Source organism: Brevibacterium sp. FME37, assembly GCF_014897485.1.
Lineage (GTDB): Bacteria > Actinomycetota > Actinomycetes > Actinomycetales > Brevibacteriaceae > Brevibacterium.
Window position 1 is genome coordinate 58,217 of record NZ_JABUYE010000019.1, and the last position, 18,252, is coordinate 76,468.

At 62.4% G+C, this 18,252-nt stretch carries 17 protein-coding genes; 4 read left to right on the forward strand and 13 right to left on the reverse strand.

The window, feature by feature from the left end:
* The first annotated feature begins 37 nt into the window (after positions 1-37).
* Positions 38-1,696 (forward strand): hypothetical protein, encoded by a 1,659-nt coding sequence (locus tag INT29_RS17810; protein WP_193072685.1) that lies wholly within the window; start codon positions 38-40, stop codon positions 1,694-1,696.
* Between the two features lie 119 nt (positions 1,697-1,815).
* On the opposite strand, the gene INT29_RS17815 is transcribed toward INT29_RS17810, so the two are convergent.
* The 10 genes from INT29_RS17815 to clpS all read right to left on the reverse strand — a co-directional run bounded on the left by INT29_RS17815 (position 1,816) and on the right by clpS (position 11,679).
* Positions 1,816-3,216, reverse strand: coding sequence for an amidase (locus tag INT29_RS17815; protein WP_193072687.1), 1,401 nt, complete (start codon positions 3,214-3,216; stop codon positions 1,816-1,818).
* A 52-nt stretch (positions 3,217-3,268) separates the two neighbouring features.
* Entirely contained in the window at positions 3,269-5,044 is a 1,776-nt protein-coding gene (locus INT29_RS17820; protein ID WP_193072689.1) for a dipeptide ABC transporter ATP-binding protein, read from the reverse strand.
* Positions 5,037-5,939, reverse strand: coding sequence for an ABC transporter permease (locus tag INT29_RS17825; RefSeq protein ID WP_193072692.1), 903 nt, complete (start codon positions 5,937-5,939; stop codon positions 5,037-5,039). The genes INT29_RS17820 and INT29_RS17825 overlap by 8 nt, the downstream gene beginning before the upstream one ends.
* Positions 5,936-6,883, reverse strand: coding sequence for an ABC transporter permease (locus INT29_RS17830; RefSeq protein WP_101569588.1), 948 nt, complete (start codon positions 6,881-6,883; stop codon positions 5,936-5,938). Before INT29_RS17830 ends, INT29_RS17825 begins: the two co-directional genes overlap by 4 nt.
* 13 nt (positions 6,884-6,896) lie before the next feature.
* Entirely contained in the window at positions 6,897-8,399 is a 1,503-nt protein-coding gene (locus INT29_RS17835) for an ABC transporter substrate-binding protein (protein WP_193072694.1), read from the reverse strand.
* A gap of 205 nt (positions 8,400-8,604) precedes the next feature.
* Positions 8,605-9,210, reverse strand: a complete 606-nt coding sequence (gene rdgB, locus INT29_RS17840) for an RdgB/HAM1 family non-canonical purine NTP pyrophosphatase (RefSeq protein ID WP_193072696.1) — start codon at positions 9,208-9,210, stop codon at positions 8,605-8,607.
* Positions 9,207-9,929 carry a ribonuclease PH gene (rph, locus tag INT29_RS17845; RefSeq protein ID WP_145997387.1) on the reverse strand — a complete coding sequence of 241 codons (723 nt, stop codon included), beginning with the start codon at positions 9,927-9,929 and terminating at the stop codon, positions 9,207-9,209. The genes rdgB and rph overlap by 4 nt, the downstream gene beginning before the upstream one ends.
* Before the next feature lie 47 nt (positions 9,930-9,976).
* Positions 9,977-10,798 (reverse strand): MBL fold metallo-hydrolase, encoded by an 822-nt coding sequence (locus tag INT29_RS17850; protein ID WP_101569584.1) that lies wholly within the window; start codon positions 10,796-10,798, stop codon positions 9,977-9,979.
* Positions 10,795-11,370, reverse strand: coding sequence for a DUF2017 family protein (locus INT29_RS17855; RefSeq protein WP_101569583.1), 576 nt, complete (start codon positions 11,368-11,370; stop codon positions 10,795-10,797). The genes INT29_RS17850 and INT29_RS17855 overlap by 4 nt, the downstream gene beginning before the upstream one ends.
* A gap of 3 nt (positions 11,371-11,373) precedes the next feature.
* Positions 11,374-11,679: an ATP-dependent Clp protease adapter ClpS gene (gene clpS, locus INT29_RS17860; protein WP_193072698.1), complete on the reverse strand. Its 306-nt coding sequence runs from the start codon at positions 11,677-11,679 to the stop codon at positions 11,374-11,376.
* 52 nt (positions 11,680-11,731) lie between these two features.
* On the opposite strand from clpS, the gene INT29_RS17865 reads away from it, so the two are divergent.
* A complete protein-coding gene (locus tag INT29_RS17865; protein WP_193072700.1) occupies positions 11,732-13,051 on the forward strand; it encodes a nicotinate phosphoribosyltransferase in 1,320 nt (439 codons plus the stop codon).
* Positions 13,052-13,181: 130 nt separating this feature from the next.
* On the opposite strand, the gene INT29_RS17870 is transcribed toward INT29_RS17865, so the two are convergent.
* Positions 13,182-14,963, reverse strand: a complete 1,782-nt coding sequence (locus INT29_RS17870; RefSeq protein ID WP_101569580.1) for a DEAD/DEAH box helicase — start codon at positions 14,961-14,963, stop codon at positions 13,182-13,184.
* On the reverse strand, positions 14,964-15,218 hold the full coding sequence (locus INT29_RS17875; protein ID WP_096160529.1) for a DUF3039 domain-containing protein: 255 nt from the start codon (positions 15,216-15,218) through the stop codon (positions 14,964-14,966).
* 31 nt (positions 15,219-15,249) lie between these two features.
* On the opposite strand from INT29_RS17875, the gene INT29_RS17880 reads away from it, so the two are divergent.
* The gene (locus tag INT29_RS17880; RefSeq protein ID WP_101569579.1) at positions 15,250-15,765 is read left to right on the forward strand and encodes a flavin reductase family protein; all 516 of its coding nucleotides are present in this window, start codon (positions 15,250-15,252) and stop codon (positions 15,763-15,765) included.
* 127 nt (positions 15,766-15,892) lie between these two features.
* Here the strand turns inward: INT29_RS17880 and gdhA are convergent, their stop codons facing one another.
* Positions 15,893-17,239 carry an NADP-specific glutamate dehydrogenase gene (gene gdhA, locus INT29_RS17885; RefSeq protein ID WP_101569578.1) on the reverse strand — a complete coding sequence of 449 codons (1,347 nt, stop codon included), beginning with the start codon at positions 17,237-17,239 and terminating at the stop codon, positions 15,893-15,895.
* A gap of 194 nt (positions 17,240-17,433) precedes the next feature.
* Between gdhA and INT29_RS17890 the strand changes: the two genes are divergently transcribed.
* A complete protein-coding gene (locus INT29_RS17890; protein ID WP_101569577.1) occupies positions 17,434-18,033 on the forward strand; it encodes a GNAT family N-acetyltransferase in 600 nt (199 codons plus the stop codon).
* Positions 18,034-18,252 lie beyond the last annotated feature (219 nt).

Sequence of the window (18,252 nt, forward strand, 5' to 3'; positions counted from 1 at the left end):
CAGGACACGCTTGTAGACACGAAGGATGCAGCCAACGATGAGCAACGGGAACGACGAACCGAATTTCCCGCCACCTCCCATGAACCCTCCCGAGAACAACAGAACGGGACCCGGTGCGGAGACGTCGGCGAGCAACACTACTGATGATTCGGTGGACTCAAGCAGCTCAGGCCCGCAGGCACCAGCCAGCGGATCCGAACAAGCTCCGTCCTACCGCGACGATCAGGCCCCTCCGTTCGCCGCGAACGATCAGGGCCACAGCAATCAGCCGGCCCAGCCGAACCCACCTGAGCAGAACCAACCGCCGCGCCCCGAGGTGCAGCAGGCCAGCTCGAACCAGGCCCCAAACTACACCGGCGGCCAACAGTATGGCGGCCAGCAGCAGCCGGGTCAGTACCAGGGCGGTCAGCACCAGGGCGGCGCACCCTACCCAGGTGGCCCCTACCAGCAAGGTCAGCAGGGACAGCCGGGTCAGCAAGCGCCTGGTCAACCCGGGCAATACCAGACCGTCTCGGGATCCGATGGGCATCGGACTGGCTCAGGCCCGGGCCAGTCACAGGCGATCCCCCAGCCAGCGCCGGCTCCAGGCTTCGCCGGTTCTGCAGCGACCGCGACCCGTGCCGATGCCCGCCCCGAGAAGAAGAGCAGGATGCCGCTCTTCATCGCTCTGGGTGCGGTGGCTCTCGTCATCATTCTCGTCCTCGTCGGTTTCCTCGTCGTCAACACGGTCAACAAGAACAACTACGGACCCGACAAGGTTGCCGAAGACTACGTGTCCGCGCTGAGCAAGGGTGACTTCGCTGCAGCTGAGAAGATCGCGCCCTCGCCTCGTCCGGAAGGAACGAACCTGGACCTCCTGTCCAAGGAGTTCACCGATGCGTCCTCGACGAAGGTCGAGAATGCGAAGGTCGAGTCCTCGAAGGTCAAAGACGAGAAGGGCACAGTCGTCGTCTCCTACGATCTCGACGGCACCAAGTACAACGTCGAGCTGAAGGCGAAGAAGGACGGCAAGCAGGATCTGTTCTTCGACAGATGGACCCTGACGGGCCCTGCGCTCAACGTGATCTCACTCGACATTCCGGGCACCGATGGTCTCAGCGTCAACGGCAAGGATTACAAGGCGGAGCCGGGCACCACGTCCTTCGCAGTGTATCCGGGCAACTATGACTTCCAGATCCCCAAGAGCAAATGGGTCGGAGAGGCCAAGGACACCGCAGCGGTGAACTTCCCTCAGGCCTTTGCTCCGGGTGAGAAGCCGAACAATGATGAGGTGTCTCCGATGACGCTCAATCTTGATCTTGCACCGACGAGCGCCTTCCAGAAGGAAGTTCAGAAACAGGTCGAGAAGGAGCTCAAGAAGTGCTTCGACAACAAGGACATCAAACCCAAGTGCAAGTTCATCAAGTTCGATCCCACTGAGATCCCTGTCGGCGGCTCAGATAAGAAGCTGGCCGATCTGGCGAAGAAGAACACCGCCAAGTGGAACATGAAGGACATGCCCCAGGTTGATGCGAGCTTCGGATCGGGTGACACGAACTCCGGCTCGTTCTTCACCAAGAAGCCGGGCAAGTTCGACTTCAGCGTGCAGGGCAAGAAGGCCGGTTCGTCGTACTTCTCCAACGGCAACCCGCTGTCCGTCTCCGGCACAGTGAAAATCGATGGCGACAAGCTCTCGGTCGAGTTCTTCGACTTCTGATTCCAGCCGTCGACGACGTTCGTCGCTGACCTCGCCGAGGTGGTCCCACCTCTGCGCGCAAGCGAAGTGAAGGAGGGCCCGGGTTGTGATGAACCCAGGCCCTCCTTCCGTTGGCGTTCTCAGCTCATCGTGGCCCGCACAGGTGCGGCAATTCCTGCTGCCTGTTCGAACCAGGACCCGGCCGCCATCACGAGTTCGTCGGCGAAGCGGCGTCCCGAGATCTGGGCGCCGATGGTCCGACCATCCTTGGTGTAGCCGGCCAGGACGGTGCCTGCCGGCTGCTCTGACATGTTGTAGGGCATGGTGAAGCCGATATGCCCCATGGGTTCGTGGACCTTCGGGTAGGGCATGGGCTGTTCGGCTGGGAATGCTGCGTCCGGTGAGACCGGAGAGATGACCAGGTCGTAGCCTGCTGTGGCTGCCACGCTGCGACGTCGGATCTCCTGCACGCTGTGATAGCACTCCATCAGCCTGAGCCCGGTGACATCGGCCCCGCCCTGGGCCCATTGCTGGATGTAGGGCAGGATGAGTGCCTGTTCTGCCACGGGGAGGGCGCGCAGGTCGCCCCACGAGCGCACACGCCAGAACAGGTCCATATCTCTCAGCAGCTCATCATCGATGAACGGGGCGAGGGTGTCGACGATCGCGCCGGCTTGTGCGAAACGATCGGCAGCCTCGGCGATGGCCGAAGCGATTTCCGGGTTGACGGATTCTCCGCATCCGGCATCGAGCTGGAGACCGACCCTCAGCCCCTTCGGGTCGAACACGGTTCGCTCGGGGCTCTGACCATCAGAAGGGGGCAGGCTCGAGTAGTCACGGTCGTCGGGTGCGGAGATGATGTCCATCGCGGCCTTGACGTCGGCCATCGTCCTGGCCAGCGGCCCGGCACATCGGCCCATGTACGGGGCGTCGAGCGGGACCCGGCCGAAGCTGGGTTTGAGGCCGGCCAGCCCCATCCAGGTACAGGGCAGGCGGATCGATCCGCCGATATCGGACCCGATGTGGATGGGACCGTAGCCGGCAGCTGCGGCGGCACCGGCGCCCGCGCTCGATCCGCCGGTGGTCAGGTTCGGATCCAGGGGCGAGCGAGTGATGCCGTGCAGAGAGGAGACTCCGGATGAGAGCATGCCCCAGTCGGGCATCGTCGTTGATCCGACGATGACCGCTCCGGCCTCCTCGAGGCGTTGGGTGATCGGAGCGTCGTGCGTCGACACCGGTACTTGCGACCAGGCGTGGCCGCTGGGCATCGGCACTCCCCTGCGTGCGACGTTCTCCTTGATCGTGACCGGGACTCCGTCGAGGGGGCCGAGTGCTCGGCCTTCTCGCCAGCGAACAGCGCTGGCGTTCGCAGCAGCATGAGAACGGTCATCGTCTCGGTGGTGGAGAGCGTTGATGACGGGTTCGCATTCGTCCATCCTCTCCACGACTGCTGTGAAGACCTCGAGTGGGTCAACGTCTCCTGAAGCGTAGCCGCTGGTCAGGGCTTCTGCGCTGTGGTCGGCAAGCGTGGTGTGGCTCATCTGCCGTCCTTTCTTCTGTTGCATCTGCTGAGTTCATTGCGCAGCGTCGGGCTCAGGGTACTGAGGCGAGCGCTCCGGCCAGGCTGGGGGTGGCCGCGATGAGGCTCCGGGTGTAATCCTCACGTGGGTGGGCGTAGATGTCCTCCGTCGACCCGGATTCGACGATGTGTCCGTCCTTCATGACGATGACATCGGAGCACAGGTGTTTGACGACGCCGAGGTCGTGGGAGACGAAGAGCAGGGTCAGCGCGTAGTCATCGACTAGGTCGGTGAGTAAGTTGAGGACCTGGGCGCGCACGGACACGTCGAGGGCGGAGACGGGTTCGTCGGCGACAAGGATCTGGGGCCTGGTCACCAGCGCCCTGGCGATCGAGATCCGCTGTCGCTGTCCGCCGGAGAATTGGTGTGGGTAGCGTCGCATGGCCTTCGTGTCGAGATCGACGGCCAGCAGCATCTCTTGCACCCGGCTCAGTCGTTCGTCCCGTGCCATACCGCGTGCGATCAGGGGTTCGGAGACGATATCTTCGACCCGCATGCGAGGGTCAAGTGAGGCGAAGGGGTCTTGGAAGACGATCTGCAGATCCTCGCGCAGCGTCCGCAGTGCCGATGAGCTCGCGGACTCGACCCGGATGTCGCCGACCCTCACATGCCCAGAGGTGGGTCGGTCGAGTCCTGAGAGAATGTTGAGTATGGTCGATTTTCCCGACCCCGACTCCCCCACGATTCCCAAGCGCTGCCCAGACGCGACGCTGAAGCTGATGTCGTCGAGTGCGCGGACCGGAGACCGTCTGCGCAGCAGCAATCCGCCGGAGCGGAAGTGCTTCGAGACTCCGCTGACGTCGATGAGCGGTGGGGAATGGACTGCCTCGTGTGCTTCCCCCGCCGAGGTGGGAACTGGTTCTCGCACATCTGTCGGCACTCGCACATCGCCCGGCTCATCTGCGACAACCGGCCCAGTTGCAGCTGCCCGCTCTGCCTCGTCGATCGGCCCTGCATATGAGCGTGCCGTCTTGAGTGAGAAGAGCTTTCCGTGAGCGTCGGTGGCCTCTAAGTCGGAGGAGGCCAGCAGTCCGCGCGTGTATTCGTGCTGAGGATCCGTGAAGATCTGCTTGACGCTGCCGGTCTCGACGATGCGTCCGGCGTACATGACGATGACACGCTCACACACCTCGGCGACGACGGCCAGGTCGTGGGTGATGAACAGCAGTCCCGCCTGGACAGCGGAGACCCGTTCGGCGATGAGTTCGAGCATGTGCTTCTGCACGGTGACGTCGAGAGCCGTCGTCGGCTCGTCGCAGATCAGCAGCCGGGGCGAGTTCGCCAGGGCGATGGCCAACATCACGCGCTGTCGCTGTCCGCCCGACATCTGGTGCGGATAGGCGTAGCGGGCACTTTCCGGGGCGGGCATGTGCACGCTGGTCAGCAGGTCGAGAACTCGACCAGGAATATCGCGGCGGGCCACGTCGCCATGGATGCGCAGCACCTCGGCGATCTGGTCCCCGATGCGCATCAGCGGGTTGAGTGCGCTCATCGGCTCCTGGAACACCATGGAGACGAGGTCGGAACGCATCCGGGCCAAGGTCTTCTCCTTCGCCTCCAGGATGTTTCCGGCAAAGCCCTGCAGGGACACGGTGCCGTCGGATCGCAGCTCTTCGGGCAGCAGTCCCATCACGGCCTGGGCGGTCAGGGACTTCCCTGATCCTGATTCTCCGATCAGTCCGACCCTCTCACCAGGAGAGAGGCTCAGTGACACATCGTGGAGAACAGGAGCCTCGGCGCCGGCTGGGGTGATGGTGAGGTCACGGACCTCGAGCAGGTTCTCAGACATTGCCGCGGGCCTCCATCTTCGGGTCGAATCGGTCGCGGAGTCCATCGCCGAAGAGGTTGAAGCCGAGCACGGCGAGGGCGATGAACAGGCCTGGCCACAGTGCCAGTTCGGGCTGGGTGGACAGGAACTGCTGGGACTCCTGGAGCATCCGACCCCAGGAGGGCACCGGCGCCTGTGTGCCCAGCCCCAAGAAGGACAGACCCGCCTCGGCGAGGACCGAGATCGCGAAAGCCACGGAGGCCTGCACGATGACCATGCTGGCGATGTTGGGCAGAACGTGGACGATGGCGATCGCCGGAGCACTCCGGTTCGAGGCCTTGGCCGCGCGCACATATTCGGAGCCGAGGACCTGCATCGTGCCCGAGCGGGCGACGCGGGCGAACCCGGGGATCGCAGCGATTCCCACGGCCACCATGGCCGGCCCGGTCCCCGGCGAGAAGACGGCGGCGAAGACGATTGCCAGCAGCAGTGCGGGGAACGCGAGCAGGATGTCGTTGGCGCGCATGATCACCGCGCTCAGCCATACACCCCACGGATACTGGGCGAAGACTGCGGCGATGATGCCGATGGGAGTGCCGATGAGCACCGCAATGCCCACGGCCACGATCCCGACCATCAGCGTGATCCGAGCGCCGTACATGATCCAGGTCAGGGTGTCGCGGCCGAATTTGTCGGTGCCGAGCAGGTGCTCGGGGCTCGAGGACTGCAGCCGTGCCACCGGGTCCACGGCACTGGGATCGTAGGGGGTCCAGACGAAGGACACGAGCGCGAGGGCGACGATGAGGAGGATGAGGACGGCACCGATGACCATCGAGGCATTGAGCCGCAGCTTCGTGCGTCTGCGATGATCCGTTGTGGTTCCTCCCGCCGACGTGATGCTCGGGTTCTCACTCATGATGCGTTCCTGATCCGGGGGTCGACGACGGGCACGAGCACGTCGACGATGAGGTTGATGATGAGCACGAGGAATACGAGGACCATGACGACGCCCTGGACCGTGACGAGATCACGGTTGGCCACAGCACGCACAAGTGCGGACCCGATGCCGGGGATGACGAAGATCTGTTCGATGATGACGGCACCGACGAGGAGCGTCGCGAGCTGTACCCCGGCCACGGTGATGACGGGGATGGCAGCGTTGCGCAGACCATGGACGAAGAGCGCCTTGGTTCGAGTCAGCCCCTTGGCCCGGGCGGTGCGGATGTAGTCCTCGCGCATGACATCGAGGACCGCCGATCGCACGTATCGGGTGAGGATCGCGGCTTGAACGAGCGCCAGGGACACCACAGGCAGCACGAGTCGGCTGAGGAACCCGCCCAGTCCCTCGACCGGGGCCATCCACCCCTGGGAAGGGAACCAGCCCAGAGTCAGGGAGAAGACGATGACGAGGATGATGGCGGCGAGGAAGTTCGGCACGGCGATGCCGATCTGGCTCAGGGCAGAGATCGTGACTCCGATCCAGTTGCGCTGTTCCAGTGCAGCGAAGGTACCCAACGGGACCGCGATGATGATCGCCAGGATGATCGCGGCAATGACGAGGATGCCGGTGACCTGCACGCTGCCGACGATGACCGGGGTGATCGCGGCCCCAGTCACATACGAGGTTCCGAAGTTGCCGGTGAGCATGCCCACGACCCAATTGAAGTATCGGATGAGGGGCGGCTGATCGAGTCCGTACTGGGCTTCCAGCGCCGCCACGGCCTCAGGTGTGGCGTTCGTCCCCAGCGCGACCTGTGCGGCGTTGCCGGGCAGGAGGCTCATGAGCGCGAAGACCACCACCGAGGCGACGATCAGTGCCAGAACGAACTGGATCGCACGGTTGGCCACATAGGTGATCATGGGTGAGGGGTCTTCAGTTCCAGCTCAGATCCGCGATCCGGAATGCATCGGAGACCCTGTTGGCAGGGATTCCAGCGACGTCGGATTTCGCGATGACCAGGTTGGGGAACAGGAACAGGAAGTCCGAGGCTGCGTCCTCGGTGATCGTCTTCGCGATCTCCTTCATCCCTGAGACGTATTCCTTTTCCGTGCCGGTGTCGGCCTTCTCTGCGATCTTCTTGATCTTCGAATCGTCGTAGCCGATGTAGTAGTCGTTGGAGAAGACGGTGAGGATGTCGCGAGGTTCGGCATGGTTGATCACTGACATGTCGAACTTGTGCTCGGTGAATGTCTTGTCCAGCCAGACGGCCGGGAATTCCTGCGTCTCGATGTCGGCCTTGAGTCCGACCTCTTCCAGCTGTGCAGACACGATCTCGGAGATCGCCTTCGCATACGGCAGGTTCGGCACGGTGAAGGCGAACGTCTCCCCTTCGATACCGGCGTCCCTGATGAGGTCCTTGGCCTTCTGCGGGTCGAAGTCCCAGACTCCGGTCAGATCCTCGTAGTACGGGTCTGTCGGCGGGACCATTGAACCGATGAGCTCTCCATAGCCGGCCCATGCGGTGTCGAGGACAGCCTTGCGATCGATGGCATGCATGACGGCCTCGCGGGCCTTCTTGTCTTTGAAGATACCCTGCGCATTGTTCATCGAGAGCACGACTTCACCGTTCGTGGTGCCGGAGATGATCTGGTATTCCTTGCCCTGGAACTCTCCGGCCAGTTCGGGAGCCTGGAGGTTGGAGACGACGTCGATCTCTCCGGATTTCAGAGCGTTCGAGGCCGATACCGCATCTTGGAAGTATTTGAATTGGACGTTCTTGACGGCTGGTTTCTCGCCCCAGTAGTCATCCCGGGCTGCGAAGTCGATCGACTGTCCGCGGGTGAATTTCTCGATCGCGAAGGGCCCTGTGCCGATGGCTTCGTTGGCCAGGTCGTCGGTGCCTTCGGTGTCGAAGACCGCACCGACGAGGCTGGTCATGTTGAACAGCCACGTGTTGGAGGGTTTTTTGAGCGCGATCTCCACGGTGAGGTCATCAGGGGTCTCGATTGAGTCGACGATGTCCATCTTGGACTTCAGGGCGTTCTTCCACTCGTCCTGCACCCGCTCATAGGAGAACTTCACGTCCTCGCTCGTGAGGTCTGCACCGTTGGAGAACTTCACGCCCTTCTGCAGATGGAAGGTGTAGGTCTTGCGGTCTTTCGACACGTCCCAGTCCTGAGCCAGTCCCGGTTGGATCTCTCCCTCACCGTCGACGCGGACGAGTGATTCGTAGACGTTTTCCATCAGAGCCTCGGGGATGGCCACACCCGAGGTGGAGGTGAAGTCGAGGTTGACCGGTTCAGCGGTGAACGCGATCGTCATCGAGTCATTCTTCGCCTCCTCGCCGGAGTCCGAGGCTCCCGCCGAGCAACCTGTCAGGATCAGGCTCGAGGCAGCCAGGGCTGCCATCCACGAACCGACACGTGGAGTCTTCATCGCTCTCCCATTTTCACGAGCCCACACTGGCTCATTCGTCTTCTCAGGCCGGTCATTGCACAGGCGTGCACCGGCCTCGTCAGTTTAGCCGAAGTTCTCACCAGGCGAGGCGTCAGTGCTCATATCGTGGAAAAGAACGAATGAGGTGGACCCGGAAGCTATCCGGGTCCTCTCCAGTACTAGTCCGGAGCACGGGGCGCTGCTTTCAGAGACCTGTCTGTGCGGCGAGGACTGCGGCGAGCTTGTCGAAGGCGACTCTCCGGTGTGACCGGGAGTTCTTCTCCTCCGGTGTCATCCGCGCGGCACTGATGTCACCTCCGTCGGGGATGAAGATCGGGTCATAGCCGAACCCGTGTTCTCCCGACGGACTCGTGGCCAGACGCCCTGGCATGACTCCTTCAGCCGAGAATTCGCGGCCGTCCGAGGTCACCGCTGCGGCAGCGCAACGGAACTGCGCCCCGCGATGTTCGCTCGAAATGTCCGAGAGCTGAGCGAGCAGAAGTTCGAGGTTGGCCCGATCGTCTCCGTGCCTTCCTGCCCACCTCGCGGAGAAAATTCCCGGTGCTCCGCCCAGGACGTCGACTGCGATCCCCGAATCATCGGCAATGGAGGTGTGACCGGTGGCCTGCGCCGCGGCACGGGCCTTCAGCAGTGCGTTCTCTGCGAACGTGACCCCGGTTTCCGGGATATCGCCGAGGCCCGCCTCGGCGGCTGTCATAACGTGGGTGTTCTCCCCCAGCGCGGGGAGGAGGATCGCGAGGAGCTCGCGCCTCTTCCCCTCGTTGTGGGTGGCCAGCACGAAGGTGGTCATTTGCCCAGCACCTCAGTCTGGATGCGGGTCAGGTCGGTGCAGCCTTTGGCGGCGAGGTCGAGCAGCTGTCCCAGTTCCGCACGGTCGAAGGGGGCACCTTCGGCGGTTCCCTGAACCTCGACGAACTGTCCACTGCCGGTCATGACGACGTTCATGTCGGTGTCGGCACGCGAGTCTTCGACGTAGGGCAGGTCGAGGACGGGTTCGCCGTCGATGATGCCGACGCTGATCGCGGCGATCGAGTCTTTGATCGGGTTGTTCGCGGCAGGGATGATTCCCGTCGAACGACCTTTGTCGATCGCGTCGGCCAGTGCGACGTAGGCGCCCGTGATCGAGGCAGTCCGAGTGCCGCCGTCTGCTTGGAGGACATCGCAGTCGAGCACAAGGGTGTTCTCGCCGAGCTTTTCGAGGTCGATGACTGCACGCAGGCTGCGACCGATGAGGCGCGAGATCTCATGTGTGCGTCCGCCCAGTTTGCCCTTGACGGACTCGCGGGTGTTGCGGGAATCCGTGGCGCGGGGCAGCATCGCATATTCTGCGGTGACCCAGCCGCGGCCCTGGCCCTTGAGCCAACGCGGCACTCCTGCGGTCAACGAACCCGCTACCAGTACGCGGGTGTTTCCGAATTCCACCAGTGCGGAACCTTCGGCGGTGTTGATCCAGTTGCGAGTGATTGTCACTTCTCGGAGTTCGTCTGCGTTTCGTCCGTCTGCGCGCACGGTGGGCCTCTTTCGTTTGTCGGTGCTGTTCTGTTCTGGTCGGTCCGTCACACGGTCCAGCTGTTGCCCGGCTTGGCCAGTTCGATCGGTCCACGAAACTCGCGGGCGGCTTCGCCACGGACGATGGAGCAGTCCGTCCAGGAAGGAATGTGGGTGAGAACCAGGGACTGGACGTCTGCCGCCTGAGCCACACGTCCAGCCCGTTTGCCGGTGAGGTGGATGCCGCGGGCGACGTCGCGATCTTCCTGGAAGGCGGCCTCGCAGAGGAACAGGTCTGCTCCGCGGGCCGCCTCGACGAGGTTGTCGCATTCGTCGCTGTCACCGGAGTAGGTGATCACGCCGCCCTTTGCGTCCGTGATCCGCAGCGCATAGGCCTCGACCGGGTGGTCGACGAGGAAGGCTTCGATCTGCAGGCTTCCCACCTGATGGGTGGTCCCGTGGTCGAGGTCGGCGAAGTCGAAGGCATGACTGAGGTCGGAGTCATGTCCGCTGGCGGCGACTGGAGACTTTCCAGGGTCGGTGTAATAGGCCCGGGTCAGCCGTTCCTGTGCACCGGCCGGGGCGAGGACGCTTGTCCGGGTGCGGATCGAGCCGGTGTCGGAGACGTTGCCGTTGAAGAACTTCGGGTCGTAGCAGTGCTTGACGTACAGGCCCGTCATGTCCATGCAGTGATCGGGGTGCAGGTGGCTGAGCACGACCGCGCTCAGCCCATCCGTGTTGACTGCACGTTGCAATGGGCCCAGTGCCCCGGAGCCGAGGTCGAGCACGATGCGCGTCGGTGATTCCTCGTCGGTTTCGATGAGGTAGCAGCTGGCGGCCGAGTTGGGGCCGGGAAAGGACCCGGCGGTGCCGATGGCGGTGAGTTTCATGAATCGTCGTCCGCGTGCAGGTCGCCGAGCAAGGTAGTGGTGAGTCGATCCTGAATCCAGGTCAGGAAGTCATACAGGGTCAGTGTGAGCTCTTCGGACTCGTCAAGGTCGTCCCGGTGAGCATATTTCTCCTCTTGGGCTTCCTCTGAGTCGATGCCCATGCGAACGGCAAGGACCAAGCGCAGATCGTTGAGTCCCTTCATCCACGCCAGAACCTCATCGTGGTTCAATGCGATCGAAGGTCCCTTGGCCAGACCGTTGAGGACGATGCGCACGTTGTGTGCCTTCGCCTGTTGAAGGTCGAACTCGGTGAGGCGTCGGAACTCCTGTGAACGTTCTTCATCGAGGGGATCGACGTCCGGGAAGAGTCGCAGCAATGCGGGGTCTTGAGGGCGCGGGCGATCGACCAGGCCGAGGCGTGCCTCCCAATTCTCCGAATCGGGGCGACCATCTTCACTGTCGTCTTCCGCCAAGAGCGCCGCCAAGTCGGTGAAGACGGTGAGCATGAGGGATCGTTCGTTTTCCTCGAGTTTGAGGACGACATCGTCCCCACGTGCGTCAATTGCTGCCATATGTCAGTCGGATCCTGCTTCAGGTTGGCACGCGGCCCACAAACCGTATTCGTGCATGGCTTGAGTGTCCCTCTCCATGGCTTCACGTCCGCCGGTGGCGACGACGCTGCGACCATTCTCATGGACTTCAAGCATCAGCGACTCAGCCTTCTCGGTCGAATACCCGAAATAGGCTTCGAAGACGTAGCTGACGTAGCTCATGAGGTTGACGGGGTCGTTGAAGACGACGGTCTTCCATGGCTTTGCCTGTTCTGTCGCCGGTCGAATGTCGACCTCCGGCTCCAGAACTGGAGTCGTTGGATTGCTCACGTTTCCACCTTACGGCAGAACACTGACGCTGTCGTGACGTAGTATCGCGCCTATGAGTGATCTCACACGGACCGGTTCGACGGCTTTCTACACCGATCAGTACGAATTGACGATGGTCCAGGCAGCGCTGGAATCGGGTGCTGCTCACCGCAGAAGCCTGTTTGAAGTCTTCGGCCGCAGTCTGCCTGCCGGCCGGCGCTACGGGGTCGTTGCCGGTACTGGCCGCATCCTCGAGATGCTCCGGGACTTCCGCTTCGGCGACGAGGAACTCTCGTTTCTCAGCCGTGAGCAGATCGTCGATTCGCGAACCATCGACTGGCTGGCCGACTACTCGTTCTCCGGCAGCATCCGCGGGTATGCGGAGGGCGAGATCTACTTCCCCGGCTCCCCGCTGCTGACGATCGAGTCCACCTTCGCTGAAGGAGTCATCCTCGAGACGCTCATCCTCTCAGCGATGAACTACGACTGCGCAGTCGCCTCGGCGGCCTCACGAATGGCTCAGGCTGCCGGCGATCGGCCCTGCGCGGAGATGGGCGGGCGCCGCACCAACGAACACGCTGCGGTCGCCGCTGCCCGCGCGGCCGTCATCGGCGGTTTCGCGTCGACATCGAATCTCGCCGCCGGCCTCCGCTACGGACTGCGCACGATCGGCACTTCAGCTCATTCCTTCACCCTGCTCCACGACTCGGAGCAGGAGGCCTTCGCCGCTCAACTCAAATCCCTGGGCACCGACACGACTCTGCTCCTGGATACCTATGACGTCGAGAAGGCGCTGGCCACGGCCGTCCGACTGGCCGGGAAGAATCTGGGTGGCGTGCGCATCGACTCGGGCGACCTCGTCGAACAGGCCAGCGAAGTCCGTGCGGGCCTCGACCGCCTCGGCGCTCACGATACGACCATCACGGTCACCAGTGATCTCGACGAATATGCGATCGCGGCTCTCGCCGCCTCCCCCGTGGATTCCTACGGTGTCGGAACACGAGTGGTCACCGGTTCGGGTTCGCCGGCCGCGGGACTCGTGTACAAGCTCGTGGCTCGGGCCGACGAATCGGGGGCATGGACCTCTGTGGCAAAGAACTCCACCGGCAAACCCTCACGCGGAGGGAACAAGGACGCTCTGCGAATCATCGATGGTGCGATTGCCGTCGAGGAGGCCGTCGGCATCCCGACCCTGCCGGACGACCTCGGCGATGGCCGGTCGCTGACTGTTGACCTGGTGGTCGATGGTGAGATCGATGAGTCCTATATCGGCGCCGACGGAGTCACGAAGGCCTGTGCTCGGCACGACGAGTCCCTGGCCGAACTGCCACGTTCAGCCAGGCGCATGCAGGACGGCGAACCGGCGATCCCCACGGTCTTCTATCCCAAGTGACGTTCTAAGCCAAGTGACGTTCTGTCCCAAGTAATCAGGACTGACCCGAGTTGAGGCCGGCCGGATGAACCAAGATCGGCCAGGCTGAACCGAGGTCGAAAAGTCCTCTCTGCGCAGGCGGACGGGGGGCTCACTTCTTGCCGATGAACCAGCCTTGGAGCTTTGCGATCCGGGCTTGGATCTGTTCCCGGGTCGCCTGTGCCACGGCCGGTCCCCCGCAGGCCTTGCGCAGCTCGACGTGAACGGTTTTGTGGGGTGAGCCGGTGCGCCGTGACCAGGCGCCGACGAGGCTCTGGAGCTGGTTGCGCTCTTCCTTCATCGCCCTGTGATCGAGCTCGCTGGGTTCGGTTTCCGGTGCCGGTGGCGCCGCAGCGGTCTTCCGCTTTGCCTGGCGCGCCTGCTGGGTTCGCAGCAGTTCGTGGACTTGGTCTGGTTCGAGCAGTCCGGGAATACCGATGAAGTCCAGTTCATCTTCGGAACCGACCGCTCCGCCCGTGCCGAACTCACCGCCGTCGAAGAGCACCCGGTCGAAGAGTGCCTCGGCACCGAGTGCTTCGAAGGAGCCCATCTGGTCAGAGGCTCCCTCTTCACGGTTCGCCTGTTCCATGGCCTGGTCGTCGAAGACGACGACATCGTTCTCGTCCTCGTTCTTGGGTCGGTCGAGAGCGTGATCGCGTTCGACTTCCATCGTATTGGCCAGGGCCAGGAGGATCGGGACGGAAGGCAGGAACACAGACGCGGTCTCACCGCGTTTGCGTGCACGCACGAAACGTCCGATGGCCTGTGCGAAGAACAGTGGAGTCGCCGAGGAGGTCGCATAGACCCCGACGCACAGTCGCGGCACGTCGACGCCTTCGGACACCATGCGAACCGCGACCATCCACCGGTCGGTGGAGTTCTGGAATTGCTCGATCCGCGCCGAGGCTCCAGCTTCGTCGGAGAGAACGACCGTAGGCGCCTCCCCAGTGAGTTCGCGCAGCACCTTGGCATAGGCGCGCGCGTTGTCCTGGTCTGTGGCGATGACAAGGCCACCGGCGTCGTGCACGGTCCGTCTGACCTCTGTCAGACGTCGGTCTGCGGCCTTGAGCACCGCTGGAATCCAGTCGCCGCCGGGGTCGAGCGCTGTCCGCCACGCCTGGGAGTTGATGTCCTTCGTCGTGTCTTCGCCGAGGACGTGGGACATCTCGTCACCGGCTCTGGTCCGCCAGGACATAGCGCCGGCATAGGCGAGGAACAGGACAGGACGGACGACGGAGTCCCTCAGCGCCCGCCCGTAGCCGTAGGAATAGTCTGCCACCGAGGTGCGGATGCCGTTCTCGTCCGGGGCATAGGTGACGAATGGGATCGGCGAGGTATCAGACCGGAAAGGAGTACCCGTCAGGGAGAGTCTGCGGACAGCGGGGCCGAAGGCCTCCCGTACTGCATCGCCCCAGGACAGTGCGTCACCGCCATGGTGAACCTCATCGAGGATGACCAGGGTGCGCCCGGCTGCGGTCCGGTTGTGGTGCAGGACCGGTTTGGCAGCCACCTGCGCGTAGGTGATGGCAACGCCGTGATAGCCGGGGGCGTGTTTGCCTTGAGCATTCTTGAAGTGCGGGTCGAGTTTGATGCCCACGCGTGAGGCGGAATCGGCCCACTGCACCTTGAGGTGTTCGGTGGGTGCGACGACGGTGACTCTGTTGACGACGCGCTGTGCCAACAGCTCTGCAGCTACGCGCAGAGCGAATGTCGTCTTGCCCGCGCCCGGTGTCGCGACAGCGAGAAAATCCTTCGGCTGTTCCCGAAAATACTGTTCCAGGGCCTCAGCCTGCCAAGCGCGCAACTTTCCGGCCGTTCCCCAAGCAGCACGCTCAGGAAAGGCCGGTGGCAGTTGTTCGGCGGCGGATGTCCCTGGGAGACGTTCCGCGGACATCTACTCCTTAGGTCCTTCAGACATTGTTGAGTAGATCTCTTTGCATCGCGGGCACACGGGGAATCGTTCGGGGTCTCGGGTCGGCACCCACACCTTTCCGCACAGGGCAATGAGCGGTGTGCCCGTGACCATGGATTCCATGATCTTGTCTTTAGGTGCGTAGTGGCTGAAACGTTCGTGGTCGCCGGGTTCAACAAGTTGCTCGGACTGCTCACGCTCGATTGTTGCTGAACCACCTGATGCTGGATAGGTCATGGCTCCATTGTAGTTCCCTAGAATGAGTGCCATGGACAGAACTCACGAGGATTCCCTCACAGAACGCTATCGCGAACTCAGCGATGACATAGCTGCGGCCGTGGCTGTGGTTTCAGCCAAGCGCGGCAACGCCCTGCACGCGATCACCGTCGACTCGTTCCTCGACGTGTCCTATGACCCGCCGACGATGGCCATCAGCATCTATGGCGGGTCACGCATGATGGAGACTCTGGAGACGAGTGCGCATTACGCCATCTCCTTGCTCAATTCCTCCCAGCGAGACATCTCTGAGCGCTTGGGCGCGCCTGGCCAGCCTCTTTACGGCTCGCTGAAGGGCATCGATACGTTTCCGGCCCCCCATTCAGGACAGCCGGTGCTCACGGATGCGATCGCCTGGTTCGAACTGCGGACCACGGAGGTCTTGGAGGTGGCGACGCACAGCCTCGTTGTCGGGGAGGTGGTGTCGATGGGGACCGGCGCGAATAGCAGCAAAGACAAACCACTCCTGCGTTGGCGCAAGGCCTACGGAACGATGGGGCCTCGCTGAGCGAAGTCTCGAGGCAATGACAACGGCCCTCCGACGTCTCGACGGCTTCGTGTGAAGCTGCCTGAGAGTCGGAGGGCCGTTGTATGCCTTCAAGGCAGCGGCTGCTGCCTGCGCATTGTCGCTGAGGTCAGATGACGCCCTGTGCGAGCATCGCTTCGGAGACCCGAATGAAGCCTGCAATGTTCGCACCGGCAACGTAGTCGCCTGGTGAACCGAACTCTGCGGCTGCGACGGCGCAGCTGTCGTGGATGTCGCCCATGATCTCTGCCAGACGGGCTTCGGTGAAGTCGAAGTCCCAGGTGTCGCGGCTGGCGTTCTGCTGCATCTCCAGCGCGCTGGTGGCGACACCTCCGGCGTTGGCTGCCTTGCCCGGGGCGAAGAGCACGCCGGCGTCGGAGAAGGTCTTCACTGCTTCCGGGGTGCACGGCATGTTTGCTCCCTCAGCAAGTGCGATGACGCCGTTGCCAACGAGGGTTCGTGCCGAGTCGGCATCGAGCTCGTTCTGAGTTGCGCAGGGAAGTGCGACGTCAACCTCGATGTCCCAGACGTTGCCGCCCTCGTAATACTTTGCACGGCCACCGCGTTCATCGACGTATTCGGAGATGCGACCGCGTTCTTCGAACTTGATGCGCTTGACGATTTCGGTGTCGATCCCATCCGGGTCATGGATGAACCCGCTTGAGTCGGACATCGTGATGACTGTTCCTCCGAAGGCAGTGGCCTTCTCTGCAGCGAACACGGCCACGTTTCCCGATCCGGAGATCGAGAGGGTGCGTCCGTCGATGTTCTTCTTTGCTGCAGCGAGCATGTCTTTGAGGAAGTACACGACACCGAAACCGGTGGCCTCCGTGCGCACCATTGATCCGCCGTAGGAGAGGCCCTTGCCGGTGAGTACGCCAGCTTCATACTCGTTCTTCATGCGTTTGTACTGTCCGAACAAGTAGCCGATCTCGCGGCCGCCGACACCGATGTCTCCCGCCGGGACATCTCGGTATTCGCCGATGTGACGGGAGAGCTCAGTCATGAACGACTGGCAGAAACGCATGATCTCAAGGTCGCTGCGTCCCTTCGGATCGAAATCGGATCCGCCTTTGCCGCCGCCGATGGGCAGGCCGGTGATCGCGTTTTTGAAGATCTGCTCGAAGCCGAGAAATTTCACGATTCCCAAGTTCACTGAGGGGTGGAAGCGCAGTCCACCCTTGTAGGGGCCGAGAGCAGAGTTGAATTGAACTCGAAATGCTCGGTTGATCTGGACGACACCCTGGTCATCGATCCACGGGACCCGGAAGATGATCTGGCGTTCAGGTTCGCAGAGGCGCTCGAAAGTTGAGAGTTCGAGGTATTCAGGGTGCTTGTCAACGACAGGGCCCAGGGAATGGAGAACTTCCTGTACCGCTTGATGAAACTCCGACTCTCCGGGATTGCGGTGAAGCACTGTGTCGAAGATTGGCTGCAGTGATGGATGTAAGCTCATGGGATCAACTTACCGTGACCCGCATAACATGAGCTGGAACGACCGAATAATGGACAGTACAGTAACAAACCGTCTGTTTGGTATACTGCAAATTTTGACGATTCGCCCGCTGCCGTCCTCTCCACGGTTAGACTCAATTTATGGATTTGGAAGAGATTTGGCCACCCTTCGGCTTGAATATCCGGTGCGGACACATGGAGTTGTCCCCAGTACGCGAATCGGATTATCCAGAATTGGCCGATATCGCGAACGGCGGAGTGCGCAGGGATGATCTGCCGGCGTTTCTCGTCAATTGGGATTCGGGCACTCAGGAAGAGATCGCCCAGTCCATCGCTCGGTATCAATGGAGCACGCGAGCCAACTTCCGAGTCGATGACTGGACCATCGAGTTCACCGTCAGGGTCGACGGCCGAGCGGTGGGCGTGCAGGGAGTCAGTGCCAAGGATTTCGTCCGCACCAGGTCAGTCTCAACGGGTTCATGGTTGGCTCTGAATGAGCAGGGCAAAGGATATGGGACTCGGATGCGGCAAACGGCGGTGACGACGTTTACCGACCATTTCGGTGCCAGCGAGTTTCATTCCGGTTTCTTCGAGGGAAATGCTGCCAGTCGCAGAGTCTCGGAGAAGCTGGGCTACTCCCCCAATGGAATGAAGACCATTGTCGCGCAGGACGGACAGGCTCGTATGGAGCACCAAGTGATTCTTCCCGCCGAAGATATCAGACGTGGACAGGATCCCGTGGAGGTTGTTGGTGCCGAGGTGGTTCGTCGTTTCCTCGGACTCAGCACGGTGTGAGACAGCAGCCGTCAGTGTGGCGCAAGGCAGAGACTGCCCCACCGACCATCAAGGCCACCTAGGACGCTCTCCCACTCAAACACGAAGTGGTGAGCCCAAGGCTCGGACGGCATATCGCCGTTGAATGCAGAAGAGGCCACTCCCAACCGGGAATGACCTCACCCATGAATGCGAGAAAGGGGCCATCCCACCGAAGCGGAATGACCCCTCACCAAAAAG